This window comes from Enterobacter sp. ECC_219_Taxon_10 (assembly GCF_058354905.1).
In genome coordinates, this window is record NZ_CM178005.1 from 3796516 (window position 1) to 3823506 (window position 26991).

The following is a 26991-nucleotide window of genomic DNA, read 5'->3' on the forward strand; positions in this document are numbered from 1 at the left end:
CGATATACACAAACTCAACCTGACTTTATCGTTATCGATAGCACAGTGAACAAGACGCCATAACGTTACCGCTATGGCGTCTGATTGTGCTTTGTAGTTATTACAATTTCGCGCTCACCCAGCTTTCAACGCTGGCTAATGCTGCAGGAAGTGCCGCCGCATCCGTACCACCGGCTTGCGCCATGTCCGGACGACCGCCACCCTTACCGCCCACCTGCTGGGCGACCATACCAATCAGTTCCCCTGCTTTAACGCGGTCGGTCACATCCTTAGAGACGCCCGCAATCAGAGAAACCTTACCTTCTGCCACCGTCGCCAGCACGATAACCGTTGAACCAAGCTGGTTCTTCAGATCGTCGACCATAGTACGCAGCATCTTAGGCTCCACGCCCGCCAGATCGCTGACCAGCAGTTTGACGCCCTTAATGTCTACCGCTTTGCTGGAGAGGTTTGCACTCTCCTGCGCCGCAGCCTGTTCTTTCAGCTGCTGAAGTTCTTTTTCCAGCTGACGGGTACGATCCAGCGCAACGCGCACTTTCTCGCTCAGGTTCTGGCTATCGCCTTTCAGCAGCTGCGCGATGTCGTGCAGCTGATCGCCCTGCGCATGCAGGCTGGCGATTGCGCCTTCACCGGTTACCGCTTCAATACGACGCACACCTGCCGCCGTACCGGATTCGGAAATAATGCGGAACAGGCCGATGTCACCGGTGCGCGAGGCGTGAGTACCGCCGCACAGCTCGGTAGAGAAGTCACCCATGCTCAGCACGCGAACGCGCTCGTCATATTTCTCGCCAAACAGCGCCATCGCACCTTTTTTCTTCGCGTCCTCAAGATCCATGATGTGGGTCTCGATTGGCAGGTTACGACGGATCTGCGCGTTCACCAGGTCTTCCACCGCGCGGATTTCAGACGGTTTCATCGCTTCAAAATGCGAGAAGTCGAAACGCAGCACCTTGTCATTAACCAGAGAACCTTTCTGTGCAACGTGGGTGCCCAGCACGTCGCGCAGAGCAGCGTGCATCAGGTGGGTTGCAGAGTGGTTCAGGCGAATACGCGCACGGCGTACTTCATCAACGTTAGCCTGTACGCCCTCGCCCACTTTCAGAGAACCGGAAACCAGTTTGCCCTGGTGACCAATCGCCTGACCGTATTTCTGGGTGTCGCTTACGCTGAAGCTAAAGCCGTTGCCTTTCAGTTCGCCTTTATCGCCAACCTGGCCACCGGATTCCGCATAGAACGGGGTTTTGTCCAGAATGACGACGGCTTCCTGGCCTGCGCTGATGCTGTCTACGGCTTTACCGTCAACAAACAGGGCGGTCACTTTGCCGGTCAGTTCCAGCGCTTCATAACCTTTAAATTCAGACGCGCTATCAACGCGGATCATCGCGTTGTAGTCTGCACCGAAACCGCTGGATTCACGCGCACGGCGACGCTGCTCTTCCATCGCGGCTTCAAAGCCTGCTTCATCAACCTTGATGTTGCGCTCGCGGCAAACGTCCGCCGTCAGGTCAACCGGGAAGCCGTAGGTGTCGTACAGGCGGAAAGCGGTTTCGCCGTCCAGCGTGTCGCCCTTAAGCTTCGCCAGCTCTTCGTCCAGCAGCGCCAGGCCGCGCTCCAGCGTACGTGCAAACTGCTCTTCTTCGGTTTTCAGAACCTGCTCAACCTGCGCCTGCTGGCGTTTCAGCTCGTCACCGGCTGAACCCATCACGCCAATCAGCGGCCCAACGAGTTTGTAGAAGAAGGTGTCTTTCGCGCCCAGCATGTTGCCGTGACGGATCGCACGACGAATGATGCGACGCAGCACGTAGCCACGGTTTTCATTCGACGGAATAACGCCGTCAGCAATCAGGAACGCACAGGAACGAATATGGTCTGCGATAACGCGCAGCGATTTGTTGTTCAGATCGGTCGCGCCGGTCACTTCTGCAACGGCTTTGATCAGGGTGCTGAACAGGTCAATCTCGTAGTTGGAGTTAACGTGCTGCAGAACCGCGGCGATACGCTCCAGGCCCATACCGGTATCAACGGACGGCTTCGGCAGCGGCTCCATGGTGCCGTCAGCCTGACGGTTGAACTGCATGAAGACGATGTTCCAGATCTCAATATAGCGATCGCCGTCTTCTTCCGGGCTACCTGGAGGGCCGCCCCAGATGTGGTCGCCATGATCGTAGAAGATCTCGGTGCACGGACCGCAAGGACCGGTATCACCCATCTGCCAGAAGTTATCAGACGCATATGGCGCGCCTTTGTTATCACCGATGCGAATAATACGCTCGCGCGGGATACCGACCTCTTTTTCCCAGATTTCGAACGCTTCGTCATCGGTTTCATAGACGGTAACCCACAGACGCTCTTTCGGCAGGTTGAACCAGTTTTCACCGGTTAGCAGTTCCCACGCGTATTGAATGGCATCGTGTTTGAAGTAGTCGCCGAAGCTGAAGTTACCCAGCATTTCGAAGAAGGTGTGGTGACGCGCGGTGTAACCGACGTTTTCCAGGTCGTTGTGTTTACCGCCCGCACGCACGCAACGCTGTGAGGTTGTAGCGCGGGAATAATTACGCTTGTCGAGACCAAGGAACACATCCTTGAACTGGTTCATCCCGGCGTTGGTAAACAGCAGAGTCGGATCGTTGTTCGGTACCAGGGAGCTGCTGGCAACAACCTGGTGTCCCTTACTATGGAAAAAATCGAGAAACGCCTGACGGATCTCAGCGGTGCTCTTGCTCATAATTATCCTGAAATCAAGCTAACGAAATGTCGTAGCCAGCCTGTATCGGTAAACCGTTGGACAGACCAGCTACTGGAAAAAGTGGGAATAAGATAAGTTTTCTTTAGTGGGAAGTAAAATCCCGCATGCGTTCAATCGGCAAAATTACGCCAGATATCCTGAATATCTTCCATCAGAAAGCCGCGGTAGAGCAAAAAGCGCTGGATTTTGACTTTTTCTGAAAATTCACGCGGCAGCGGTTCGCCGTATTTACGAATAGCCTGCTCTTTTGCCAGCTCGCACCAGTCGGTGTCGCTTTCGCGCATCGCTTTTTCGATGGACTCCCTGGCTACCCCTTTCTGGTTCAGCTCCTGCCGGATGCGCGCGGGCCCATACCCTTTGCGGCCGCGGCTGGCGAGAAAGCGCGAGGCAAAGCGGTCATCGTCCAGGTAATGATGCTCATAGCACCAGGCCACCACGCGGTCGTAGTCTTCCGCAGTGGCATCAATCTCTTCCGGTCCGTTTTTGCTCATGACGGGCGCTGACAGCTTCCGCCGCAGCTCCTGCTCACTGTGGTCGCGCACGGCGAGAATGCGTACCGCACGGTCCAGCAAGCGCGCGTAGGCGGGTCGGCGTGATGTCGGTTCACTCATAAAAAACCTGCAGATTCAGAAATGCAAAAAGGGCCGCGTCAGCAGCCCTTCATCTTTACACGAGAGACTTAAAAGTCTTCGTTGGTTTCTTCAGCATCCGCAGCATCCACCACGAAATCAGGTTTGGAGTCCTGGTTGTTCAGCAGAAGCTCACGCACCTTCTTCTCAATCTCTTTCGCCGCAGCCGGGTTCTCTTTCAGCCAGGAGATAGCATTCGCTTTACCCTGACCAATCTTGTCACCGTTGTAGCTGTACCAGGCGCCCGCTTTTTCAATCAGCTTCTCTTTCACGCCCAGGTCAACCAGCTCGCCGAGGAAGTTGATACCTTCGCCGTAGAGGATCTGGAACTCAGCCTGTTTGAACGGTGCGGCGATTTTGTTCTTCACAACCTTCACGCGGGTTTCGCTACCCACCACGTTCTCGCCCTCTTTCACCGCGCCGATACGGCGGATATCCAGACGGACAGAGGCATAGAATTTCAGCGCGTTACCACCGGTGGTGGTTTCCGGGTTACCAAACATCACACCAATTTTCATACGGATCTGGTTGATGAAGATCAGCAGCGTATTGGACTGCTTCAGGTTACCGGCCAGCTTACGCATCGCCTGGCTCATCATACGTGCCGCGAGGCCCATGTGAGAGTCACCGATTTCACCTTCGATTTCTGCTTTTGGCGTCAGCGCCGCAACGGAGTCGACGATGATCACATCAACCGCACCAGAGCGCGCCAGCGCGTCACAAATCTCCAGCGCCTGCTCGCCGGTGTCCGGCTGGGAACACAGCAGGTTGTCGATATCAACGCCCAGCTTACGGGCATAGACCGGGTCCAGCGCGTGCTCGGCATCGATAAACGCACAGGTTTTACCTTCGCGCTGCGCCGCTGCAACAACCTGCAGGGTCAGAGTCGTTTTACCTGAGGATTCCGGACCGTAGATTTCTACGATACGACCCATCGGCAAACCGCCCGCGCCCAGTGCGATATCCAGAGAAAGCGAACCGGTGGAGATAGTTTCCACATCCATGGAACGGTCTTCACCCAGGCGCATGATGGAGCCTTTACCGAATTGCTTTTCGATCTGGCCCAGTGCTGCCGCCAACGCTTTCTGTTTGTTTTCGTCGATAGCCATTATTACTCCTGTCATGCCGGGAGAAGCAACTGCGCTTCACCATGGACTTCTGTTCTGTTGGTGCAATTATACTGTATGGTCATACAGTATCAAGTGTTTTGTAGAAATTGTTGCCAGAGCGTTTTTAACGCATACACGGTTGCCTGACGACGCACACTTTCACGATCGCCGCTGAAGCACTCCCGGCGGGTGATCCCTTCCCCTTTGGACGTGGCAAACCCGAACCAGACGGTGCCGACAGGCTTCACGTCGCTGCCACCGTCGGGCCCCGCGATACCGCTGATGGAAACGGCGTAATCTGCCCGCGCCTCTTTCAGCGCGCCAATGGCCATTTCAATGACAACCGGTTCACTGACCGCGCCATGCTGTTCCAGCGTGGCTTCGCGCACGCCAATCATCTGCGCCTTAGCTTCGTTACTGTAGGTCACAAAGCCGCGTTCAAACCAGGCGGAACTGCCGGCGATATCGGTAATCGCTTTCGCCACCCAGCCGCCGGTGCAGGATTCTGCGGTGGTAATTGTCGCGCCACGCTGCTTCAGTGCAAGGCCAACGATCTCGCTAAGCTGCATCAATTCATGGTCAGTCATTCTTGCTCCAGGCTTGAGAAAAACGTGCAGCACAAGATAGCACTTTCTCGTCAGATATGGGGATGCGCTTCAGGTTTTACGAGGGGGCTTCAGAAAAAAGCCGGTGCGGGCGCACCGGCTGCAGAAATGTTACTTCATGCTGTTCGCAATCGTATCGACATTATGACGAAACGCCTTAACGTAGGTGTCTGCCACCCCACCCTTGGCCGACAGCGCTTCCGGGTAAAGTTCGCCGCCCGGCTGTGCGCCCGTCGCCGACGCAATCTGCTTCACCAGACGCGGATCGAGCTGGTTTTCCATAAACCACGTTTTCACGCCGTCGGCTTTAATCTGATTGATAATCTCCGCAACCTGCGCCGCGCTGGCCTCGCTCTCGGAAGAGAGTCCTTGAGGTGCCATGAAGGTTACGCCGTAAGCGCGGCCAAAATAGCCGAACGCGTCATGGCTGGTCAGCACTTTACGCTTTTCCTGCGGGATCTGGCTAAAGCGTGTTTTAGCCCAGCCGTCCAGCTGAGTCAGTTGCGCAATGTACGGCTTCCCTGAAGCCTCCAGCGCCGCTTTGTCTTCCGGATCGGCTTTCACCAGCCCGTTCAGAATATTTTGTGCATACAGCGCACCGTTCGCCGCGCTGTTCCAGGCGTGCGGATCGGTCACGGTCTTTCCATCTTCCTCAAGCGTGTGGGTTTTCACTCCGGTTGAGGCGACAACCAGCTGCCCTTTGAACCCGGAGGCTTTAACCAGACGGTCGAGCCAGCCTTCCAGCCCCAGGCCGTTGACCACTACTACGTCAGCCTTGCTCAGCGCCGCGCTGTCTTTTGGTGACGGTTCGAAGGTATGCGGATCGCCGTCCGGCCCGACCAGCGTCGTCACGTTCACGCGCTCTCCCCCCACCTCCTGCGTGATATCCCCCAGTATCGAAAAACTGGTGACCACATTCAGCGTTTTCGCCATTACGCTATGCGACATCATCCCCAGCGCAAGCGCCATGATTAATCCTGTACGTTTCATCGTTTCCCCTTACGTTAAAAAAGCGCCCGCAGGCTGCCAGCAAGCCTGCTTCGCGTGCCAAATAAAATGGAAATAAAGAACAGCGCGCTGGCGGTCAGCACAATGGACGGCCCTGCGGGCAAACTTGCCGCCCAGGAGAGGCTTAGCCCCAGCCACGCGCAGAAAATACCGCTGATACCGGCCATCAGGAGTAATCCGGGTAAGGTGCGTACCCAACAGCGCGCCGCCACCGCCGGGAGCATCATCAGCCCGACGGCCATCAGCGTGCCAAGCACCTGAAAACCGGCCACCAGGTTAAGCACCAGCAGCGCCAGAAACAGGCCGTGCAACAGCCCGGGCAGCCAGCGGGCATTCACCTGCAGCCAGGCGGTATCAAACGCCTCCGTCACCAGCCCGCGGTAAAAAAGGGCCAGCATGATAAGGGTGAAGATGCACACGCCGGTCACAAACAGCGCAGCGTCATTGTCCACGGCGAGGATGGAGCCAAACAGCAGATGCAGCAGATCGACATTCGAGCCGCGCAGCGAAACGAGCGTGACGCCCAGCGCCAGTGAACCCAGGTAAAATCCGGCAAAGCTGGCATCTTCTTTTAGCGGCGTGCGGCGGCTGACCAGCCCGGCCACCAGCGCAACGGCAATGCCGGCGATAAACCCGCCGACGGTCATCGCCAATAGCGACATCCCGCTGAGCAAATACCCCACGGCGACGCCGGGCAAAATGGCGTGAGAAAGCGCATCGCCCATCAGGCTCATCCGCCGCAGTTGAAGAAACACGCCGAGCGCGGTGGTACTGACAGAAAGCGCCAGGCAGACCACAAGCGCACGGCGCATAAAGCCGTACTCAATAAACGGCTGGAAGAATGTATGCCAGATCATGCCACCCTCACCCGTTCGGTTTTCCACTGGGGAACGTCAGCATCCAGCCGCAGCGTCTGCGGGAAGTGGCGCGCCACGAGCTCGCTGTCGTGCAGCACCGCGAGCAGGGTTTGCCCCTGCATATACATCTCCAGCATCAGATCCATCAGCACGTTGCAGGTTGCTTCATCAACGCCGGTAAAAGGCTCGTCCAGCATTACCAGCGGCGCCTGCTGCACTAATACGCGGGCAAACAGCATGCGCTGAAACTGGCCGCCGGAGAGTTCATCGATAGTGGATAACGCCATTGACTCCAGCCCCACGCGCTCAAGCGCGCCACTAATGCGCAGGCGCGCTTCACGACGAAAACCGGCAAAAAGCGAAATTCCGGGCCAGCAGCCCATGCTCACTACGTCCTGCACGGTCAGCGGAAACTGCGCCTCCAGCGCGTGACGCTGTGCCAGCCAGCCGATTACCGGTCGTCTACCCTGCCAGCGAAATCTGCCGCTGACGGGCGGAATAAATCCGGCGAGCGTTTTCAGCAGCGTGGATTTGCCGCAGCCGTTGGCGCCGATAATGGCGGTCATGCTACCGCGTTCAATCACGCCCGAAAGCGGACGCGTGACGGGCTGGCGGTCATAGCCCGCAACCAGTTCGTTCATCACAATCATGGCAGCGCCACCGCCCAGCGCACTGCCAGGCCGAGCAACACAGTAAGTCCCAGCGCCAGCAAAAGCCGAACCGGCGCAGAAAGAGAAAAAAGGGAGGTTGACATATCGACACCTAATTATATGTTATAACATAACAATAATGAAAGACGGCAGAGATGTAAACGGCGGGTTTGAAACGGGAGTGTGGCGAAATGTTTCTGCAGGAAATAGGTGCGCGCGGGTGCCCTCTCCCACAGGATTGAGGGATCCCCAGTAATTTATAAGCAGAAGCAATGACGTTGTTTCAGAACGAGTTAAGGCTTTCAGCGATGTCCTGGTCCGGCTGTAAATCGCCGAAGCGTTTCCGTAAGGCCGGGGCGAGGCGCAGGGATGCGCCGAGAGGGCGTGGCCTGCAGGGATGCAGGCTCATGCCCGACCCGATAGCCTGAAGGAATAAGCTGAGGGCACCGCGAAGCGGCGATTTACCGCCGGGAGCCCGGGTCGCCAGGGCGGTGGCGATTGAGCCGCCCTGGCACGTTCACCGGCCATGTCCTCACAGAGTAGCAAGGAACGTGAAGTGAACGGAATGACCACTACCGCCGTATGTACCCCTCACCCTAACCCTCTCCCCAAAGGGGCGAGGGGATTGTTCACTGCTCGCATTAATTTGTGTGGATCCCTCAACCCACAGGGAGAGGGGGAATAAAGCGACTTACTGACTAAACGGTGACGCCGCAGGAACGCGCGCCTGAGACACCGCCAGCCCCAGCTGCCACACCGCCATCGCGTAGTGCGTACTGTGGTTATAGCGGGTGATGGTGTAGAAGTTCGGCATACCGTACCAGTACTGGTACCCGGTTCCCACATCCAGACGCAGCAGGCTCACCTGGTCAACGTTGCCCAGCGGCTGGGTTGGCGTTAAGCCTGCCGCCGTTAGCTGCGCTACGCTGTACTTGGTTTTAAAGCCATTTTCCAGACCAAACGCCTCGCCGTTCGCCTGCACGGCCACCTGCCCGCCCGGCGTCCAGCCGTGCGCTTTGAAGTAGTTCGCCACGCTGCCGATGGCATCCACCGGATCCCACAGGTTAATGTGGCCGTCTCCGTTAAAGTCGACGGCATACTGCTTGTAGGAGGACGGCATAAACTGGCCGTAGCCCATCGCGCCGGCAAACGACCCTTTCAAATCGAGCGGATCGTCCTGCTCGTTGCGCGCCATCAGCAGGAAGGTTTCCAGCTCGGAAGAGAAGTATTCGGCGCGGCGCGGGTAGTTAAAGGAGAGCGTCGCCAGCGCGTCAAGGATGCGGGTTTTGCCCATCACGCGGCCCCAGCGGGTCTCCACGCCGATAATCCCGACGATGATTTCCGGTGGCACGCCGTAGACCTGCCACGCGCGGTTGAGCGCATCTTCATACTGGTTCCAGAACGCCACGCCGTTTTGCACGTTGTCCGGGGTAATAAACTGTTTGCGGTAGCGCAGCCATGCGCCGTTTGGCCCGCTCGGCACCTGGGCGGACGGTGCCTGCCTGTCCATCAGGCGCAGCACGTAGTCCAGACGCTTGGCCTGAGACAAAATTTCATGCAGCTGCTGGCGGTCAAAACCGTGTTTGCTCACCATTTTATCGATGAACTGCTCGGCCGCCGGGTTATTCGCGAAATCGCCTCCCATCTGCATCATATTGTGCTGCGGCTCCAGCAGGAATCCCCCGGAAGGCGCGCCCGCCGTTTGCTGAACGGCTTCGGTCTTAGGTTTGCTGCTACAGGCAGACAGCAGGATAAGCGCAGGCAACAGCGCTGCATAACGACGCTTGAACATGAGACATCCATTTAACGGGTTCGATAAGAACCCAGTATGGTAAAGCATCCGCAACACCTCAAGGAAGCGGTACGCACCTCTCCCACGCAAATCCGCGCTTTTTTCCACCGAAAATCATTCATGCCATCAATTACTTTCAAAATAATCCATTTTTCTTTCATTGTGAGATCTAACTAACACTTTAAAACCTTTCAAAGTGATTATTATTAGCCACAGTAATACAAAACAAAAAAGCCCCACAGGAGAGAAGAATGATAGAGACCATCACCCACGGCGCCGAGTGGTTCATCGGGCTGTTTCAGAAAGGCGGAGAAGTGTTCACCGGCATGGTGACCGGGATCCTGCCTCTGCTGATCAGCCTGCTGGTGATCATGAACGCGCTGATCAACTTTATCGGCCAGCAGCGCATTGAACGCTTTGCCCAGCGCTGCGCCGGTAATCCGCTGTCCCGTTACCTGGTATTGCCATTCATCGGTACCTTTGTTTTCTGCAACCCAATGACCTTGAGCCTCGGCCGCTTTATGCCAGAGAAGTACAAGCCGAGCTACTACGCCGCCGCCTCCTACAGCTGCCACTCGATGAACGGCCTGTTCCCGCACATTAACCCCGGCGAGCTGTTTGTCTATCTCGGGATCGCCAGCGGTCTCACCACCCTTGGCCTTCCGCTTGGACCGCTGGCGGTGAGCTACCTGCTGGTCGGCCTGGTCACCAACTTCTTCCGCGGCTGGGTGACCGACCTCACCACCGCCATTTTCGAGAAAAAAATGGGCATCCAGCTTGAACAGAAGGTCCATCTTTCAGGAGCCACAGCATGAACCGGATCCGCATTGAGAAAGGTACGGGCGGCTGGGGCGGCCCGCTGGAGTTCGACGCTACCGAAGGCAAAAAGATCGTCTACATCACCGCAGGGACGCGCCCGGCAATCGTCGACAGGCTGCGCGAGCTGACCGGCTGGGAAGCGGTCGACGGCTTCAAGGAAGGCGAACCGCCGGAAGCGGACATCGGCGTGGCGGTGATTGACTGCGGCGGCACGCTGCGCTGCGGTATCTATCCGAAGCGCCGCATTCCGACGGTGAATATTCACTCCACCGGAAAATCCGGCCCGCTGGCACAGTACATCCTTGAGGACATTTATGTCTCAGGCGTAAAGGAGGACAACATCACTGTGGTGAATGGCAGTCCTGCGCCGCAAAAAGCGGCCCCGCGGGAGTACGACACCAGCAAGAAAATCACCGAGCAGAGCGACGGCCTGCTGGCAAAGGTCGGGATGGGGATGGGCTCCGCCGTGGCGGTGCTGTTCCAGTCCGGGCGCGACACCATCGACACGGTACTGAAAACCATTCTGCCGTTTATGGCCTTCGTCTCGGCGCTGATCGGCATCATCATGGCGTCCGGCCTGGGCGACTGGATTGCCCACGGCCTCGCCCCGCTTGCCAGCCACCCGCTCGGGCTGGTGACGCTGGCACTGATCTGCTCCTTCCCGCTACTGTCGCCGTTCCTCGGCCCGGGCGCGGTGATTGCCCAGGTCATCGGCGTGCTGATTGGCGTACAGATTGGTCTGGGGAACATCCCTCCGCACCTCGCCCTGCCCGCCCTGTTTGCCATTAACGCCCAGGCGGCGTGCGATTTCATCCCCGTTGGGCTGTCGCTGGCCGAAGCGCGCCAGGACACCGTGCGCGTGGGCGTGCCGTCCGTGCTGGTCAGCCGCTTCCTGACGGGCGCGCCGACGGTGCTGATTGCCTGGTTTGTCTCCGGCTTTATTTATCAATAAGAGGTTCCTGCGATGACCGTCATTTACCAGACCACCATTACCCGCATCGGCCAGAGCGCAGCGGACGCGCTGAGCGACCAGATGCTAATCACTTTCCGCGAAGGCGCGCCTGCGGATATCGAAGAGTTTTGCTTTATCCACTGCCACGGCGAGCTGAAGGGTGAGCTGAAGGCAGGAAGCCAGCTGGAGCTGGGCGAGGCGCGCTATGCCGTGACCGCCGTCGGCGACGTGGCCGAGCAAAACCTGCGCGAGCTGGGCCACATCACCCTGCGTTTCGACGGCCAGCCGCAGGCCGAGTATCCCGGCACGGTGCACGTAGCGGGCCCGGTTCCGCAGGCTGTCACCCCAGGCTGCACGTTAAAATTTGTTGCGTAATTAAGGAGAATCACATGAGTCAGGTTGCCGTTGTCATTGGTGGAGGACAAACCTTAGGCGAGTTCCTCTGCCGTGGGCTTGCCGCAGAGGGTTACCGCGTGGCGGTAGTGGACATTCAGAGTGAAAAAGCCGCCCGCGTGGCGGACGCCATCAACACCGAATTTGGCGAAGGGGTGGCGTACGGGTTTGGTGCCGACGCCACCAGCGAGCAGAGCGTGATGGCGCTGGCCCGCGGCGTGGACGAGATTTTTGGGCGCACCGACCTGCTGGTCTACAGCGCGGGGATTGCGAAAGCGGCCTTTATCAGCGATTTCGAACTGGGGGATTTTGACCGTTCGCTGCAGGTGAATCTGGTGGGCTATTTCCTCTGCGCCCGCGAGTTTTCCCGTCTGATGATTCGAGACGGCATTCAGGGGCGCATCATTCAGATCAACTCCAAATCCGGGAAAGTGGGCAGCAAGCACAACTCCGGCTACAGCGCGGCGAAGTTTGGCGGCGTGGGGCTGACGCAGTCTCTGGCGCTGGATTTGGCCGAGTACGGCATTACCGTTCACTCGCTGATGCTGGGGAACCTGCTGAAATCGCCGATGTTCCAGTCCCTGCTGCCGCAGTATGCCACCAAGCTCGGCATCAAAGCTGAGGAAGTGGAGCAGTACTACATCGATAAAGTGCCGCTGAAGCGCGGGTGCGATTATCAGGACGTGCTGAATATGCTGCTGTTTTACGCCAGCCCGAAAGCCTCGTACTGCACCGGGCAGTCGATTAACGTGACCGGTGGGCAGGTGATGTTCTGATCGAGCGGCCTGATGCCCTCACCCTAACCCTCTCCCACCGGGAGAGGGAACAAAACAAGGAGCCGATATGGTAACCGCACTCATTACCGTCGCCGCCCTCGCCTGGATCTGCCAGATGGCGTTTGGCGGCTGGCAAATCCATCAATTTAACCGCGCGTTTGACGCCCTGTGCCAGAAAGGCCGCGTCGGCGTCGGGCGTTCCGGTGGACGTTTCAAGCCGCGGGTCGTCGTCGCTGTTGCGCTGGATGAAAACAATAAGGTGTGCGATTCCCTGATCATGCGCGGTATGACGGTCTTTGCCCGACCGGCCAAAATCCAGGCAATCAACGGCATTTTGCTGCAGGAATTACGGCCTGATGTGATCTTTCCCCATGATCCACTCTGTCAGAATGCACTATCATTAGCGCTTAATCTGAAACATGGATAATTTCGTTGTGAAAGCTATAGACTTGCGAAATTATCATTTCGCAACCTAAGGAACGAAGCGCCTATGAAACCTCGTCAGCGGCAGGCGGCCATTCTTGAGCATCTGCAAAAGCAGGGAAAATGCTCGGTAGAGGACCTCGCCCACTACTTTGACACCACCGGCACGACGATACGCAAGGACCTGGTATTGCTCGAAAACTCTGGCGCCGTCATTCGAACCTACGGCGGCGTGGTGCTTAATAAAGACGAAGCCGACCCGCCTATCGATCACAAAACGCTGATCAATACCCACCAGAAAGCGCTGATTGCCGAAGCCGCCGTAAAATTTATCCACGATGGCGATTCCATCATCCTCGACGCCGGCAGCACCGTCCTGCAGATGATCCCCCTGCTCAGCCGCTTTAACAACATCACGGTGATGACCAACAGCCTGCACATCGTTAACGCCCTGTCGGAGTTCGACAGCGAGCAGACCATCCTGATGCCCGGCGGTACCTTCCGCAAAAAATCGGCATCGTTTCACGGTCAGCTGGCAGAGAACGCCTTCGACCACTTCAGCTTCGATAAACTGTTTATGGGCACCGACGGCATCGACCTGAACGCGGGCGTCACGACGTTTAACGAGGTCTTCAGCGTCAGCAAAGCGATGTGCAACGCCGCGCGGGAAGTGATTTTGATGGCAGACTCGTCGAAGTTTGGCCGCAAAAGCCCCAACATTGTCTGTAGCCTTGAAAGCGTTGATAAGCTGATTACCGACGCGGGTATCGATCCGGCGTTCAAAAAAGCGCTGGAAGAAAAAGGCATCGACGTGATCGTAACCGGAGAGAGAGATGAGTGATTTTCTGTTAGAAACGGGCCGCCAGACGCTAATGCTGGAGCTGCAGGAAGCCAGCCGCCTGCCGGAACGTCTGGGCGAGGATTTCGTCCGCGCCGCCAACACCATTATCCACTGCGAAGGCAAAGTGATCGTGGCGGGCATCGGTAAATCCGGCCATATCGGCAAAAAGATTGCCGCGACGCTCGCCAGCACCGGCACCCCGGCGTTCTTCGTGCATCCGGCAGAGGCGCTGCACGGCGATCTGGGGATGATTGAAAGCCGCGACGTGATGCTGTTTATCTCCTACTCCGGCTCGGCCAAGGAGCTGGATCTCATCATCCCACGCCTGCAGGAAAAATCGGTCGCCCTGCTGGCGATGACCGGGAAACCCCGCTCGCCGCTGGCGCTGGCCGCCAAGGCGACGCTGGACATTTCCGTTGAGCGTGAAGCCTGTCCGATGCACCTTGCCCCGACCTCCAGCACCGTTAACACCCTGATGATGGGCGACGCGCTGGCGATGGCGGTGATGCAGGCGCGCGGCTTTAACGAAGAAGATTTTGCCCGTTCGCATCCGGCAGGCGCACTCGGCGCTCGCCTGCTCAATAAAGTTCACCACCTGATGCGCACCGACGATGCCATTCCGCAGGTCAAACTCGATACCAGCGTGATGGACGCGATGCTGGAACTCAGCCGCACCGGGTTGGGGCTGGTGGCGGTGTGCGATGACAGCGGCAACGTGAAGGGCGTGTTCACCGACGGCGACCTGCGCCGCTGGCTGGTGGGCGGCGGCAGGCTGGAAACGAACGTGTCGGACGCCATGACCAAAGGCGGGCTGACGCTGAACGCCGACAGCCGCGCCATTGAAGCCAAAGAGGTGCTGATGAAGCGCAAAATCACCGCCGCACCGGTGGTGGACGAGCACGGCAGGCTGTGCGGCGCCATCAACCTGCAGGACTTCTACCAGGCCGGGATAATCTAACCCTTCAGCCCGAGACGCTTCGCCAGCCGGTGCAGGTTGGCGACGTCCATCTCCAGCGCACGGGCGCACGCCGCCCAGCTGCGGTTGTTCTGCTCCAGCGCGCGGGTAATCATCTGACGCTGAAATGCTTCCGTCGCCTCGCGCAGGTTCTCGTTCACGCTCTCAGGCGTTGCAGGCTTCACGGACGGCGTATTTTCATCCTGCAGCGCAAAATGGCGCGCATGAATAACCACTTCATCCCCCGAGCGCGTCGCCCGCGCCAGCACTACCGCGCGGTGAATCGCATGCTCCAGCTCGCGCACGTTGCCCGGCCAGCCGTAGCTCAGCAGATGCGATCTCGCCCCCGGACTCAGCACCACGCGGGAAAGCCCCATCCTGAGGCGGCACTGCTCGCAGAAAAAGCCCGCCAGCAGCACCACGTCGTCCCCGCGCTCGCGCAGCGGGGGCACGGACAGCGGGAACACGCTCAGGCGGTGGAACAGGTCGGCGCGGAAATTGCCCGCCAGCACCGCTTCACGCAGATCCCGGTTAGTCGCTGCCAGCACACGCACGTCCACTCTATGGCTGCGGTCATCCCCCACGCGCTGAATATCGCCGTACTGCAATACGCGCAGCAGTTTGGCCTGAAGTGATAAGGATAATTCGCCAATCTCATCCAGGAAGAGCGTGCCGTTATCGGCCATTTCGAACTTGCCGCTGCGGTTGCTGATCGCCCCGGTAAATGCCCCTTTGACGTGACCAAACAGCTCGCTCTCCGCCACGCTTTCCGGCAGCGCGGCGCAGTTGAGGTACACCAGCGGGTTGACCGCCCGCGGCGAGGCTTCGTGAATGGCTTTCGCCACCAGCTCCTTACCGGTGCCGGTCTCCCCGAAGATCAGCACGTTCAGATCGGACGCGGCGACAATCTCAATCTCTTTTTTGAGCTGCGCCATGCCGGGCGAAAGGCCGATCATCTCCGTGTGCGTGACCTGCTCAAACGCCGCCGGGCTGCCGGGAAGAATATTCTGGCTCTCCAGCTGCTCTATCAACAGCGCATTATTCAGCGCCCCGGCGGCCAGCGCCGCAATCAGGCGCAGCGCTTCGTCGCTGAAGGTGTCGAACTGGTCCGGCGACATGCCGTCGAGCGTCAGTGCACCAATCAGGTTTTGCCCGGCAAACAGCGGCAGGCCGATACAGGCGTGTACCTTCAGGCTCTCCTGTCCGGGGATCAGGCCGTCGTACGGGTCGGGCAGATCGCTGTCCGCCGGGAAACGCACCACGTCACCCGCGCGGGCGATGGTCTCCAGCCGCGGATGGCCTTCAAGGGTAAAACGCCGTCCGAGCACGTCCTGCGCCAGCCCGTCGATAGCCAGCGGAATAAACTGTCTTCCCTCGTAGCGCAGCAGCGCCGAGGCGTCACACGCCAGCACCTGGCGCAGCGTGGAGATCAGCCGTTGAAAGCGGTCCTGATGGCCGATACCGGTTTGCAGTTCAATGGCAATCTTCGCCAGCACATCTACAGAAAAGCTCATGTCAGCCTCACAGTCATTTTGACAATACATAGTGTCATATTGACAGCTTTCTTGATAGTCACAATGACTATCCTTTACGGACAATACATTTATAAACTCAATATTATCAATCAATTAAATAGTTGGCACGCACCTTGATATAGGTACAGCATCTTATTTGAAACGCTGTATTACGCTGAGGTTGCTATGTCTATTCTGGTTAAAAATAACATTCATTGGGTGGGTCAACGTGACTGGGAAGTGCGCGATTTCCACGGGACGGAATACAAAACGCTGCGCGGCAGCAGCTACAACAGCTATCTCATTCGCGAAGGTAAAAACGTGCTGATCGATACCGTCGATCACAAATTCAGCCGCGAGTTCGTGCAGAACCTGCGCAGCGAAATCGATCTGAACGACATCGACTACATCATCATCAACCATGCGGAAGAAGATCACGCCGGTGCGCTGACCGAACTGATGTCTTACATTCCGAATACGCCTGTCTACTGCACCACCAACGCCATCGACTCGATCAACGGCCACCATCACCATCCGGAGTGGAACTTCCACACCGTGAAAACCGGCGACGCGCTGGATATCGGCAACGGCAAGCAGCTGATCTTTGTGGAAACCCCGATGCTGCACTGGCCGGACAGCATGATGACCTACATGACCGGCGACGCGGTGCTGTTCAGCAACGACGCCTTCGGCCAGCACTACTGCGACGAGCGCCTGTTCAACGACGAAGTGGACCAAGCCGAGCTGTTCGAACAGTGCCAGCGTTACTACGCCAACATCCTGACCCCGTTCAGCCGCCTGGTGACGCCGAAAATCACCGAGATCCTCGGCTTCAACCTGCCGGTGGAGATGATTGCCACCTCCCACGGCGTGGTGTGGCGTGAAAACCCAACCCAGATTGTGGAGCTGTACCTGAAATGGGCGGCAGATTATCAGGAAGACCGCATTACGATTTTCTACGACACCATGTCCAACAACACCCGCATGATGGCGGACGCCATTGCCCAGGGCATCAACGAAGTGGACCCGAACGTGGCGGTGAAAATCTTCAACGTGGCGCGCAGCGATAAGAACGAGGTATTGACCAACGTCTTCCGCTCTAAGGGCGTGCTGGTGGGCACCTCCACCATGAATAACGTGATGATGCCGAAAATTGCCGGCCTGGTGGAAGAGATGACCGGTCTGCGCTTTCGCAACAAACGCGCCAGCGCCTTTGGTTCACACGGCTGGAGCGGCGGCGCGGTAGACCGTCTCTCCACCCGTTTACAGGATGCCGGTTTTGAGATGTCCCTGAGCCTGAAGGCGAAATGGCGTCCTGACCTTGACGCGCTGGAAATCTGCCGCCAGCACGGTCGCGACATTGCCCGTCAGTGGGCGCTCGCACCGCTTCCTGATGCCGCTGCAACACTCGCCGAACAGCCGCAAACCTGTGACGTGGCCGCCAGCGCCGATCTCGGCCCGCGCATGCAGTGCAGCGTCTGCCAGTGGATCTACGATCCTGAGCAGGGCGAGCCGCTGCAGGATGTCTCCCCGGGCACGCCGTGGAGCGAGGTGCCGGACAACTTCCTCTGCCCGGAATGTTCCCTCGGCAAAGACGTCTTTGACGAACTGGCAGCGGAGGCAAAATGAGCAACGGCATCGTTATCATCGGCTCGGGCTTTGCCGCCCGCCAGCTGGTGAAAAATATCCGCAAGCAGGACGCTCACGTGCCGCTGACGGTGATTGCCGCTGACAGCATGGACGAGTACAACAAGCCTGATTTAAGCCACGTCATCAGCCAGAATCAGCGCGCCGAAGACCTCACCCGCCAGACGGCGGGGGAGTTCGCGGAGCAGTTTAACCTGCGTCTGTTTCCGTACACCTGGATCACCGACATCGACGCCGACGCCCACGTGGTGAAAGCGAAAGAGAAAACCTGGCAGTACGACAGGCTGGTGCTGGCGACCGGGGCATCTGCCTTTGTGCCGCCGGTTGAGGGCCGCGAGCTGATGATTACCCTCAACAGCCAGCAGGAGTACCAGGCCAGCGAAACCCTGCTCCGCGATGCGCAACGGGTGATGATTGTCGGCGGCGGGCTGATCGGCACCGAGCTGGCGATGGATTTCTGCCGCGCGGGGAAATCCGTCACCCTGGTTGACCACGCGGCCAGTATTCTGTCGGCGCTGATGCCCGCAGAAGTAAGCAGTCGCTTACAGCATCGTCTGACCGATATGGGCGTCCATCTGCTGCTGAAATCGCAGCTGCAGAGCCTGAGCAAAACCGAAGGCGGTATTCGCGCCACGCTCGACCGCAGCCGCAGCGTAGAAGTGGATGCGGTGGTTGCCGCGACGGGGCTGCGCCCGGAAACCGCGCTGGCGCATCGCGCAGGGGCTGAGATAAACCGCGGCGTGAAGGTAGACAGCTACCTGCAAACCACGCGGCCGGACATTTATGCCCTGGGCGACTGTGCGGAAATTAACGGTCAGGTGCTGCCCTTTTTGCAGCCGATTCAGTTAAGCGCAATGTATCTGGCGAAAAATCTGCTCGGCAGCAGCGCGCCGCTGAAATTGCCCGCCATGCTGGTAAAAGTAAAAACGCCGGAATTACCGCTGCATCTCGCAGGTGAAACGCAGCGTCAGGATCTGAGCTGGCAAATTACCCTCGAACCACAGGGAATGGTCGCGCGAGGTGCGGACAGCGAGGGTCAGATACGCGCCTTTGTCGTCAGTGAAGACCGGATGAAGGAGGCGTTCACGCTGCTGAAATCGCTACCTGCTTAACCCTCGCAATGCCGGGTGGCGCTCCGCTTACCCGGCCTACTCAACCCCAAAACGGTAAACCTTGTAGGCCCGCGCAAGCGTAGCGCCGCCGGGCAAAAACAGGGCTGGGTAGTTCAGGAACGCACCACCAGCGCGTCGTAGCCGCGCCAACGGTAGTTGACCATGGAGATCAGCCAGCAGGCGACAAACAGCCCGACCACCACAAACCCGGCGTTGCCCAGGTTGTCGTTTATCGCGCCGATCAGATCCCAGACGCCGCCGCTGAGGGCAAATTTGTCCATCAGCAGGCCCAGCGCTTCCAGCCCGCCGATAAACAGCGCCACCACCACGGAGGTGCCGGTGATGGTCATGTTGTAGTAGAGCTTGCGCTGCGGTTTATCAAACGCCCAGCCATAAGCGCCGACCATCAGCAGGTTATCGAGAGTATCCACCAGCGCCATGCCGCTGGCGAACAGCGCCGGGAAGATCATGATTGACCATACCGACATGCCGCTGGAGGCGCTGGCGGCAGAGATCCCCAGCACGCCGATCTCGGTGGCCGTGTCAAAGCCAAGGCCAAACAGGAAACCGACCAGGTACATCTGCCAGCTTTTATTCACCAGGCGGAAGGTTTTGCCAAACAACCAGTTCATGACGCCGCCCTGGGCAGGCAGCGTGATGTCTCCCTGCACCGGCTGGCCTTTTTTCAGCGCCTGAAAACTGCGCCAGACCCCGCGAAGGATCACCATATTCACCAGCGCCATCGCCAGCAGGAAGGTGGCGGAGACCGCGGTGCCAATCAGGCTCCCGGTCTCGTGGAACCATGCCATGTTTTTCTGAAACGCCGTGGCGGTGGCGGCGATGGCGATGGAGGCCAGCACCACAATGGTGGAGTGACCCAGCGAGAACCACGCCCCCACCCCGGACGGGCGCTTGCCCTGCTGCATCATCTTACGCGTCACGGTATCAATGGCCGCGATGTGGTCGGCGTCCACGGCGTGACGCAGCCCGTAGCACCACGCCAGCAGGCTGGCCGCCATCAGCGCCGTGCTGCCGCTGAAGGTGTGCCATGCCCATCCCCAGGCCAGCAGATTTGCCATTACCAGAGCCAGCAGCAAAAGCGCGGCGCGAGGTTCGTTGCGTAACAGTCGTAACATTTTAAATCCTTTTTGAACATGACCGGGCAGCGGCGACCACCGCCTGCCCGAAGGAGATCGCTCCGTCACCTGCGGGCAGGCGCGAAGGAAAAAGAAGCGTAAAGTCAGAAAGATAGTGACGCAGGCGCGCGCGCAGCAGACGGTTGTGCAACACGCCGCCGCTGAGGCAGATTGTCGACAGCGACAGGCGTCGGGCATGGCATGCGGCGAGCTGCGCCAGTCCTTTTGCCAGCGCGTCGTGAAAGGCCCACGCGCGCTCGCGGGGCTCCGCCTGCCAGCTCAGCCACTGCCGCCAGAACAGCGCGAGGTTATCCACTTCCAGCGTCACCGGATGGTCAACCCCCGCGCACTGCGATGCCAGCGCCTCCAGCCGACAGGCCGCTTCGCCTTCGTAGCGCTGCGCGTCGATGCCCAGCGCGCAGGCGACGGCGTCAAACAGACGACCGCAGGAAGACGCCCGCGGCGCGTTGATGCCGCGCGACACAGCCGTTGCCAGCAGTGGCCAGTTTTGACGCTGGACTGCCCGCGTTTCCGGGTACTGCTGCCAGTCCGGGACAAACGCCAGACAGTGGGCAAGCAAATTTCGCCACGGCTGCGTCGCCGCCAGATCGCCCCCCGGCAGCGCAACGGCAGGCAGGCCGCCGAGCCGTTCGCAGTCGAGATAGTTGACCCGCAGGCACTCGCCGCCCCACAGCGCGCCGTTCTCACCCATGCCGATCCCGTCCAGCGTCAGGGCGATAACGTCTCCGCCGTCGAGCGGCCAGCCGTTCTCCGCCAGACACGCCGCCGCATGGGCGTGATGATGCAGCACGGTTTCGACGGGCAGCGCCTGCTCCTGCGCCCACCGTCGGGCTCGGTACGCCGGATGGGCATCGCACACCGCGCGCTCCGGCTGAAAGGCATAGATGTCCTGCATCATCGAGAGCGCGCTGTGCCATTGCGCCTCGACGCCCTCGTCGCTGAGATCGCCAAAGTGCTGGCTCAGTACCGCCTGGTTCCCGCGCACCAGGCAGAAGGTGTTTTTCATCTCTGCACCGGTGCACAGCATGGCTGGGATATCCTCAAAACCCGCGGGCAACGTGACGGCGTCCGGCACAAAGCCGCGCGCGCGACGCAGGATAGCGCCATCCCGATCCATCACCGAATCATCCATGCGCTGAAGGATGTCGCGGTTATGCAGCAGGAAGCCGTCCGCGATGCCGCTGAGCTCCTCCAGCGCCTGCTGGTTAGTGACGGCAGGCGGTCTGCCGCTGAGGTTGCCGGAGGTCATCACCAGCGGGCGCCGGCAGTCCATCATCAGAAGATGCTGGAGCGGGTTCGCGGGCAGCATCACGCCAATGCAGTCGAGCCCCGGCGCAATTTCCTCGGGAAACGCGGGAAGCGAGGCTTTTGGCGTGAGCACAATCGGTGCGGCGGGCAAGCGTAGCAGCGTCTGTATCGTCTCCGGCAGGTCGTTCGCATCCGGGATCATCACCGCCAGCGGCTTCGTCGGGCGCTGCTTGCGCATCCGCAGTTTCAGTATCGCCTGCGGATCCAGCGCGTCGCAGACGAGGTGGAAACCGCCCAGCCCTTTAACCGCGACAATGCCGCCGCCTTTCAGCATCGCCACCGCCGCGCGTAAAGCCGATTCACGGGCAGCAACGGCATCTCCGGCCTGCCATTCCAGCTGCGGCCCGCAGTCCGGGCAGGCCACCGGCTGGGCGTGGAAACGCCGGTCAGCCGGGTTGCGGTACTCGGTTTCGCACGGCGCGCACAGCGGAAATGCGGCCATCGACGTGGCCGGACGGTCGTAGGGCATCGCGCGGATAATAGTAAACCGCGGCCCGCAGTGGGTGCAGTTGATAAACGGGTAACGGTAGCGGCGCTCGCCAGGGTCGCGCATTTCAGCCAGACACGCCGGACAGGTGGCGGCATCCGGCACGATTTGCGTGTCCATCGCTCCGCGCTCGCTCTGGCGGATGGTAAATTCCGTCGGCACGCCAGACCAGCTGTAGGGCTGCGTATCAACCTCGTCGATACGCGCCAGCGGTGGGCAGTCCTGGCGCAGCCTCGCGGTAAAGTCCCCCCCATTACCCGCGAGGCGCACCAGAACACCCTCTCCGTCGTTGCAGACATCGCCCACAAGCTTCAGCCGGTGCGCCAGCTGCCAGACGAAGGGCCGAAACCCCACGCCCTGCACCTTGCCCCGCACCCGAAGCTGTACGCCGTTAACGCTCATCGCGGCTTAAAACAGCAGCGATGACGATGTGTCGAACGCCGCGCGACGGCGCTTTTCGGCGCTCATCTGCTCAAGCTTATCGCGATCCACGCAGACCAGCGCGTGCGTCGGGCAGGCTTCCATACAGGCCGGGCCGGCTTCGCGGTGAAAGCAAAGATCGCATTTATTGGCTTCGGCCTTCTCTGCCCGCACGCTCAGCCCCATACCGCTGTTGCGCACCACCGGACGAACCACCACCTCCATCGCGCCATACGGGCAGGCGACAACGCAGGTTTTGCAGCCGATACAGCGCTCCTGCATCACGCGCACAAAGCCCTTCTCGCGCTTAATCGCCCCGTTCGGGCAGACGTTGGCGCACGGTGCGTCTTCGCACTGGCGACAGATGGCGGCGGTGGAAATATTCACGCCTTTAATGACGTGGATGCGCGGCAGGAAAGTATCAGGAGTGAGAGAGGCGCAGTCCTGCTCCGCCTGATGGGAAACCACGCACGCCACTTCACAGGTACGGCAACCAATGCACTTACTGGCATCGGCCATAATAAAACGGTTCATCTGCTTCTCCGGCATAACTGTTATGCGCGAAGCTATTCATAAACCGTGCCAACATTTAAATGTTTGATTTTAATGGAAATGTAAAACAAATTTTCTGTCATCGTCATTAGTGACGATGACAGATGTCGACGTCAGCGGTACGGGCCATCAATGACGGAGTCGCGCAGGACAAGCTCGCCGGAGAAGGTTTGCTGATATTTAAACTCCCCGCCGTCGAGCATGAAGATCAGGCGGCTGATGGTCTCCTGAATCATCTCCGTCACCGGAATACGCACACTGGAGAGCGATGGCACGATATAGGGCGCGATGGCCACGTCGTCAAAACCGATGACGGATACCGCGTCCGGCGTAGCGACGCCGCTGTCGTGCAACTGCTTGATGGCGCCGATCGCCATATCGTCATTGCTCGCCACCAGCGCGGTAAAGCGTTCCCCGCGAGCAAGCAGTTCAGAAACCGCCGCCGCGCCGCTGGTGGGGTTCCACTTCCCCTGCGCAATCAGCCCCTCGCGCAGCGGAATAGCGTGCTGCGCCAGCGCATCCCTGTAACCGGAAAGACGCTCGACCCCGGTGGGGGAATCCATCGAGCCGGTGATAAACGCAATCTCCCGGTGCCCTTTTGCAATCAGCTGCGACACCGCGTCCTGACACGAGGCTTTATGATCGGACCAGACGCTGTGGCTGCTGTTTTTCCGCAGGCGACGGTTGAGCACCATAATCGGCTGCTCGCATTTCTCGACGAGCTCGTCCAGCTCTTCCACGTTCAGAAAACGCGGGTAGATAATCACCGCATCGCAGCGCATATCCAGCAGATACTGGATCGCCTCGCGCTCTTCTTCGGCGCTGTGCTTGCCGTCGGCGAGGATCAGCTGCCGCCCTTTTTCTTCCGTCATCCGCGCGGCGTGAAACAGCAGTTCGCTAAAGTAGACGCCGTGATAAAGGGTGTTCGTCACCACCAGCCCCAGGGTCTGGGTGCGTTTGGTCGCCAGGTTGCGCGCCAGCAAATTCGGGCGATAGCCGCTTTCTTCAATGGCCTGAAACACCCGGTCTTTGGTCTCCTGGCTAACGTAGCCGTTACCCGACAACACCCGGGAAACCGTCGCTTTCGAAACGCCTGCCCGCTTCGCCACTTCCAGCATCGTGGTCATACTGTTCTTCCATCCGAAACTCATGCGGGCAGTGTACTGCACCGCGGAAAAATTGTCGCAGCGGCAACATCACGCTTTCGGCATCTCATTGCGATCTGAATCACGAAAAAGAAAAATGTTCAAAAAGCGATCTTGTTTCATCAAAAGAAACTCATGATGATTATGTGGAACCGGTTTCCTACATTTCACACAACGATAACAGGATCACATCCGATGGCCAAAAATTACGCTGCGCTGGCGAACGACGTTATCAGCGCGCTGGGCGGCAAAGAGAACATCGTCGCCGTCACCCACTGCATGACGCGACTGCGTTTCGTTCTGAAAGACGAAACCCTCACCGACGTTGCGCGCCTGAAAAGCATCAGCGGCGTGCTCGGCGTGGTGCGCAATGACAACCAGTGTCAGGTCATTATTGGCAACACCGTTTCACAGGCGTACCGCGAAGTGGTGAGCCTGTTGCCAACCAGCCTGCAGCCTGCCGTACCGGAAGGTCCGCAGAAACTGACCTTACGCCGCATTGGTGCCGGGATCCTCGACGCGCTGATCGGCACCATGTCCCCGCTGATCCCGGCGATCATCGGCGGTTCGATGGTCAAGCTGCTGGCGATGATCCTTGAGATGACCGGCGTGCTGCCAAAAGGCGCGCCGACGCTCACCATTCTGACCGTCATCGGCGACGGCGCGTTCTTCTTCCTGCCGCTGATGGTAGCGGCCTCGGCGGCGGTGAAGTTCAAAACCAATATGTCTCTGGCGATCGCCATCGCGGGCGTGCTGGTACACCCGAGCTTTATCGAGCTGATGGCGAAAGCCGCGCAGGGCGAACACGTTGAGTTCGCCTTTATTCCGGTGACGGCGGTGAAATACACCTACACCGTCATCCCGGCACTGGTGATGACCTGGTGCCTGTCGTACATCGAACGCTGGGTAGATCGCATTACCCCGGCGGTAACCAAAAACTTCCTGAAGCCGATGCTGATCGTGCTGATTGCCGCCCCGCTCGCCATCGTGCTGATTGGCCCGCTCGGGATCTGGATCGGTAGCGCCATCTCCGCGCTGGTCTACACCATTCACGGCTATCTGGGCTGGCTCTCCGTCGCCATCATGGGCGCACTCTGGCCGCTGCTGGTGATGACCGGGATGCACCGCGTGTTTACGCCGACCATCATTCAGACCATCGCCGAAACGGGCAAGGAAGGGATGGTCATGCCGTCGGAAATCGGCGCTAACCTGTCGCTCGGCGGCTCGTCGCTGGCGGTGGCGTGGAAAACCAAAAACCCGGAGCTGCGCCAGACGGCGCTGGCGGCAGCGGCCTCCGCCATTATGGCGGGGATCTCTGAACCGGCGCTGTACGGCGTGGCGGTGCGTCTGAAACGTCCGCTGATTGCGAGCCTGATCAGCGGCTTTATCTGCGGGGCGGTCGCCGGTATGGCCGGTCTCGCCAGCCACTCGATGGCGGCGCCGGGGCTATTCACCAGCGTGCAGTTCTTCGACCCGTCTAACCCGATGACCATCGTCTGGGTGTTTGGCGTAATGGGGCTGGCGGTGGTGCTGTCGTTTGTTCTGACCCTGCTTTTAGGGTTTGAGGATATCCCGGTCGAAGACGAAGCTGAAAAAGCGCGCGCCCTGCAGACCGCACCGGTTCAGAACAACGCAGCAAAAGCATAAATTGAAAGCGAGGTAAGAATGTCTGTTTTTCCACAAGGATTTTTATGGGGCGGCGCGCTTGCCGCCAACCAGTGTGAAGGTGCTTACCGTGAGGGCGGCAAAGGACTGACAACGGTCGATATGATCCCCCACGGCGCGCATCGTCTGGCGGTGAAGATCGGTCAGGAAAAGCGTTTTTCGCTGCGTGACGACGAATTCTACCCGAGCCACGAGGCGATTGATTTTTACCATCGCTACAAAGAAGACATCGCCCTGATGGCGGAGATGGGCTTTACGGTGTTCCGCACCTCGATTGCCTGGAGCCGTCTCTACCCGAACGGCGACGAGCCATTGCCGAACAAAGAGGGTATTGCCTTCTACCGCGCGGTGTTCGAGGAGTGCAAAAAGTACAATATTGAGCCGCTGGTCACCCTGTGCCACTTCGACGTGCCGATGCACCTGGTGACGGAGTACGGCTCGTGGCGCAACCGTAAGATGGTCGATTTCTTCGCCCGCTACGCCCGCACCTGCTTTGAAGAATTTAACGGGCTGGTGAAATACTGGCTGACCTTCAACGAAATCAACATCATGCTGCACAGCCCGTTCTCTGGCGCGGGGCTGGTGTTTGAGGAAGGTGAAAACGAAGACCAGGTGAAATACCAGGCCGCGCACCATGAGCTGGTGGCAAGCGCGCTGGCGACCAAAATAGCCCATGAGGTGAACCCGGAAAACCAGGTCGGCTGCATGCTGGCGGGCGGGAACTTCTACCCCTACTCCTGCAAGCCGGAAGACGTGTGGATGGCGCTGGAGAAAGACCGCGAGAACCTGTTCTTTATCGACGTGCAGGCGCGCGGCAGCTATCCGGCCTATTCTGCCCGCGTGTTCCGCGAGAAAGGCGTGGTGATTGTGAAAGATCCCGGCGACGATCTACTTCTGAAAAACACCGTCGATTTTGTCTCGTTCAGCTACTACGCCTCGCGCTGCGCGTCGGCGGACATGAACGCGGGCAACACCAGCGCGGCGAACATCGTGAAGTCCCTGCGCAACCCGCATATTCAGGTGAGTGAATGGGGCTGGGGCATCGATCCGCTCGGCCTGCGCATTACCATGAACATGATGTACGACCGCTACCAGAAGCCGCTGTTCCTGGTTGAAAACGGCCTCGGGGCGAAGGACGTCATTGATGAAAACGGCGAGATCAACGACGACTACCGCATCAGCTATCTGCGCGAGCATATCCGCGCGATGGGCGACGCGATTGAGGACGGCGTGCCGCTGATGGGCTACACCACCTGGGGCTGCATCGACCTGGTGTCTGCCTCAACCGGGGAGATGAGCAAGCGCTACGGGTTTGTGTACGTTGACCGCGATGACGCCGGGAACGGCACGCTGGAGCGCAAGCGCAAGAAATCGTTCTGGTGGTATAAGAAGGTGATTGCGAGTAACGGGGGGGATCTGGAGTAGC

24 protein-coding genes are annotated in these 26991 nt (G+C 59.1%); 11 read left to right on the forward strand and 13 right to left on the reverse strand.

Annotated features, from left to right (window positions below; genetic code table 11):
- Positions 1 to 100 precede the first annotated feature (100 nt).
- The 8 genes from alaS to mltB all read right to left on the reverse strand — a co-directional run bounded on the left by alaS (position 101) and on the right by mltB (position 9399).
- Entirely contained in the window at positions 101 to 2728 is a 2628-nt protein-coding gene (alaS, locus tag AC4ICF_RS17975) for an alanine--tRNA ligase (RefSeq protein ID WP_491466115.1), read from the reverse strand.
- A 131-nt stretch (positions 2729 to 2859) separates the two neighbouring features.
- Positions 2860 to 3360 carry a recombination regulator RecX gene (gene recX, locus AC4ICF_RS17980; RefSeq protein WP_028014188.1) on the reverse strand — a complete coding sequence of 167 codons (501 nt, stop codon included), beginning with the start codon at positions 3358 to 3360 and terminating at the stop codon, positions 2860 to 2862.
- 68 nt (positions 3361 to 3428) lie between these two features.
- The gene (gene recA / locus AC4ICF_RS17985) at positions 3429 to 4487 is read right to left on the reverse strand and encodes a recombinase RecA (protein ID WP_028014189.1); all 1059 of its coding nucleotides are present in this window, start codon (positions 4485 to 4487) and stop codon (positions 3429 to 3431) included.
- An 89-nt stretch (positions 4488 to 4576) separates the two neighbouring features.
- Complete coding sequence (gene pncC, locus AC4ICF_RS17990) at positions 4577 to 5074, reverse strand: nicotinamide-nucleotide amidase (protein WP_061097290.1); 498 nt, start codon at positions 5072 to 5074, stop codon at positions 4577 to 4579.
- Positions 5075 to 5203: 129 nt separating this feature from the next.
- Positions 5204 to 6082: a metal ABC transporter substrate-binding protein gene (locus AC4ICF_RS17995; RefSeq protein WP_316380160.1), complete on the reverse strand. Its 879-nt coding sequence runs from the start codon at positions 6080 to 6082 to the stop codon at positions 5204 to 5206.
- Between the two features lie 14 nt (positions 6083 to 6096).
- The gene (locus tag AC4ICF_RS18000; RefSeq protein ID WP_316380159.1) at positions 6097 to 6957 is read right to left on the reverse strand and encodes a metal ABC transporter permease; all 861 of its coding nucleotides are present in this window, start codon (positions 6955 to 6957) and stop codon (positions 6097 to 6099) included.
- Positions 6954 to 7607, reverse strand: coding sequence for a metal ABC transporter ATP-binding protein (locus AC4ICF_RS18005; RefSeq protein ID WP_316380158.1), 654 nt, complete (start codon positions 7605 to 7607; stop codon positions 6954 to 6956). The genes AC4ICF_RS18000 and AC4ICF_RS18005 overlap by 4 nt, the downstream gene beginning before the upstream one ends.
- 691 nt (positions 7608 to 8298) lie before the next feature.
- Positions 8299 to 9399, reverse strand: coding sequence for a lytic murein transglycosylase B (gene mltB, locus AC4ICF_RS18010; protein WP_168733281.1), 1101 nt, complete (start codon positions 9397 to 9399; stop codon positions 8299 to 8301).
- Between the two features lie 251 nt (positions 9400 to 9650).
- Between mltB and srlA the strand changes: the two genes are divergently transcribed.
- The 7 genes from srlA (at position 9651) to gutQ (ending at position 14561) form a co-directional block, all read left to right on the forward strand.
- The gene (gene srlA / locus AC4ICF_RS18015; RefSeq protein ID WP_023333189.1) at positions 9651 to 10214 is read left to right on the forward strand and encodes a PTS glucitol/sorbitol transporter subunit IIC; all 564 of its coding nucleotides are present in this window, start codon (positions 9651 to 9653) and stop codon (positions 10212 to 10214) included.
- Positions 10211 to 11170 (forward strand): PTS glucitol/sorbitol transporter subunit IIB, encoded by a 960-nt coding sequence (srlE, locus tag AC4ICF_RS18020; protein WP_192984377.1) that lies wholly within the window; start codon positions 10211 to 10213, stop codon positions 11168 to 11170. Before srlA ends, srlE begins: the two co-directional genes overlap by 4 nt.
- Before the next feature lie 12 nt (positions 11171 to 11182).
- Entirely contained in the window at positions 11183 to 11545 is a 363-nt protein-coding gene (gene srlB / locus AC4ICF_RS18025; RefSeq protein ID WP_023308951.1) for a PTS glucitol/sorbitol transporter subunit IIA, read from the forward strand.
- 14 nt (positions 11546 to 11559) lie between these two features.
- The gene (gene srlD, locus AC4ICF_RS18030; protein WP_116343428.1) at positions 11560 to 12339 is read left to right on the forward strand and encodes a sorbitol-6-phosphate dehydrogenase; all 780 of its coding nucleotides are present in this window, start codon (positions 11560 to 11562) and stop codon (positions 12337 to 12339) included.
- Positions 12340 to 12406: 67 nt separating this feature from the next.
- Complete coding sequence (gutM, locus tag AC4ICF_RS18035; RefSeq protein WP_166712195.1) at positions 12407 to 12766, forward strand: transcriptional regulator GutM; 360 nt, start codon at positions 12407 to 12409, stop codon at positions 12764 to 12766.
- A 63-nt stretch (positions 12767 to 12829) separates the two neighbouring features.
- On the forward strand, positions 12830 to 13603 hold the full coding sequence (gene srlR / locus AC4ICF_RS18040) for a glucitol operon DNA-binding transcriptional repressor SrlR (RefSeq protein WP_032640855.1): 774 nt from the start codon (positions 12830 to 12832) through the stop codon (positions 13601 to 13603).
- Complete coding sequence (gene gutQ, locus AC4ICF_RS18045) at positions 13596 to 14561, forward strand: arabinose-5-phosphate isomerase GutQ (RefSeq protein WP_116343430.1); 966 nt, start codon at positions 13596 to 13598, stop codon at positions 14559 to 14561. Before srlR ends, gutQ begins: the two co-directional genes overlap by 8 nt.
- On the opposite strand, the gene norR is transcribed toward gutQ, so the two are convergent.
- Positions 14558 to 16072: a nitric oxide reductase transcriptional regulator NorR gene (gene norR / locus AC4ICF_RS18050; protein ID WP_316380156.1), complete on the reverse strand. Its 1515-nt coding sequence runs from the start codon at positions 16070 to 16072 to the stop codon at positions 14558 to 14560. The genes gutQ and norR overlap by 4 nt on opposite strands.
- Positions 16073 to 16258: 186 nt before the next feature.
- Between norR and norV the strand changes: the two genes are divergently transcribed.
- Together norV and norW are read left to right on the forward strand one after the other, a co-directional pair.
- Positions 16259 to 17701, forward strand: a complete 1443-nt coding sequence (gene norV, locus AC4ICF_RS18055) for an anaerobic nitric oxide reductase flavorubredoxin (protein ID WP_316380155.1) — start codon at positions 16259 to 16261, stop codon at positions 17699 to 17701.
- The gene (gene norW / locus AC4ICF_RS18060; RefSeq protein ID WP_316380154.1) at positions 17698 to 18831 is read left to right on the forward strand and encodes an NADH:flavorubredoxin reductase NorW; all 1134 of its coding nucleotides are present in this window, start codon (positions 17698 to 17700) and stop codon (positions 18829 to 18831) included. Before norV ends, norW begins: the two co-directional genes overlap by 4 nt.
- A 113-nt stretch (positions 18832 to 18944) precedes the next feature.
- Here norW and AC4ICF_RS18065 read toward each other — a convergent pair whose 3' ends face one another.
- The 4 genes from AC4ICF_RS18065 to AC4ICF_RS18080 form a co-directional block, all read right to left on the reverse strand.
- On the reverse strand, positions 18945 to 19967 hold the full coding sequence (locus AC4ICF_RS18065) for a HoxN/HupN/NixA family nickel/cobalt transporter (RefSeq protein WP_316380153.1): 1023 nt from the start codon (positions 19965 to 19967) through the stop codon (positions 18945 to 18947).
- A 1-nt stretch (position 19968) separates the two neighbouring features.
- Entirely contained in the window at positions 19969 to 22185 is a 2217-nt protein-coding gene (hypF, locus tag AC4ICF_RS18070; RefSeq protein WP_316380152.1) for a carbamoyltransferase HypF, read from the reverse strand.
- 6 nt (positions 22186 to 22191) lie between these two features.
- Entirely contained in the window at positions 22192 to 22737 is a 546-nt protein-coding gene (gene hydN, locus AC4ICF_RS18075) for an electron transport protein HydN (RefSeq protein ID WP_316380151.1), read from the reverse strand.
- Between the two features lie 131 nt (positions 22738 to 22868).
- Positions 22869 to 23882, reverse strand: coding sequence for a LacI family DNA-binding transcriptional regulator (locus AC4ICF_RS18080; protein ID WP_116343435.1), 1014 nt, complete (start codon positions 23880 to 23882; stop codon positions 22869 to 22871).
- 213 nt (positions 23883 to 24095) lie between these two features.
- Here AC4ICF_RS18080 and ascF point away from each other — a divergent pair, with 213 nt between their 5' ends.
- The gene (gene ascF / locus AC4ICF_RS18085; RefSeq protein WP_116343436.1) at positions 24096 to 25547 is read left to right on the forward strand and encodes a PTS cellobiose/arbutin/salicin transporter subunit IIBC; all 1452 of its coding nucleotides are present in this window, start codon (positions 24096 to 24098) and stop codon (positions 25545 to 25547) included.
- A gap of 18 nt (positions 25548 to 25565) precedes the next feature.
- A complete protein-coding gene (locus tag AC4ICF_RS18090; RefSeq protein ID WP_316380150.1) occupies positions 25566 to 26990 on the forward strand; it encodes a 6-phospho-beta-glucosidase in 1425 nt (474 codons plus the stop codon).
- The last annotated feature ends 1 nt before the right edge of the window (position 26991 follow it).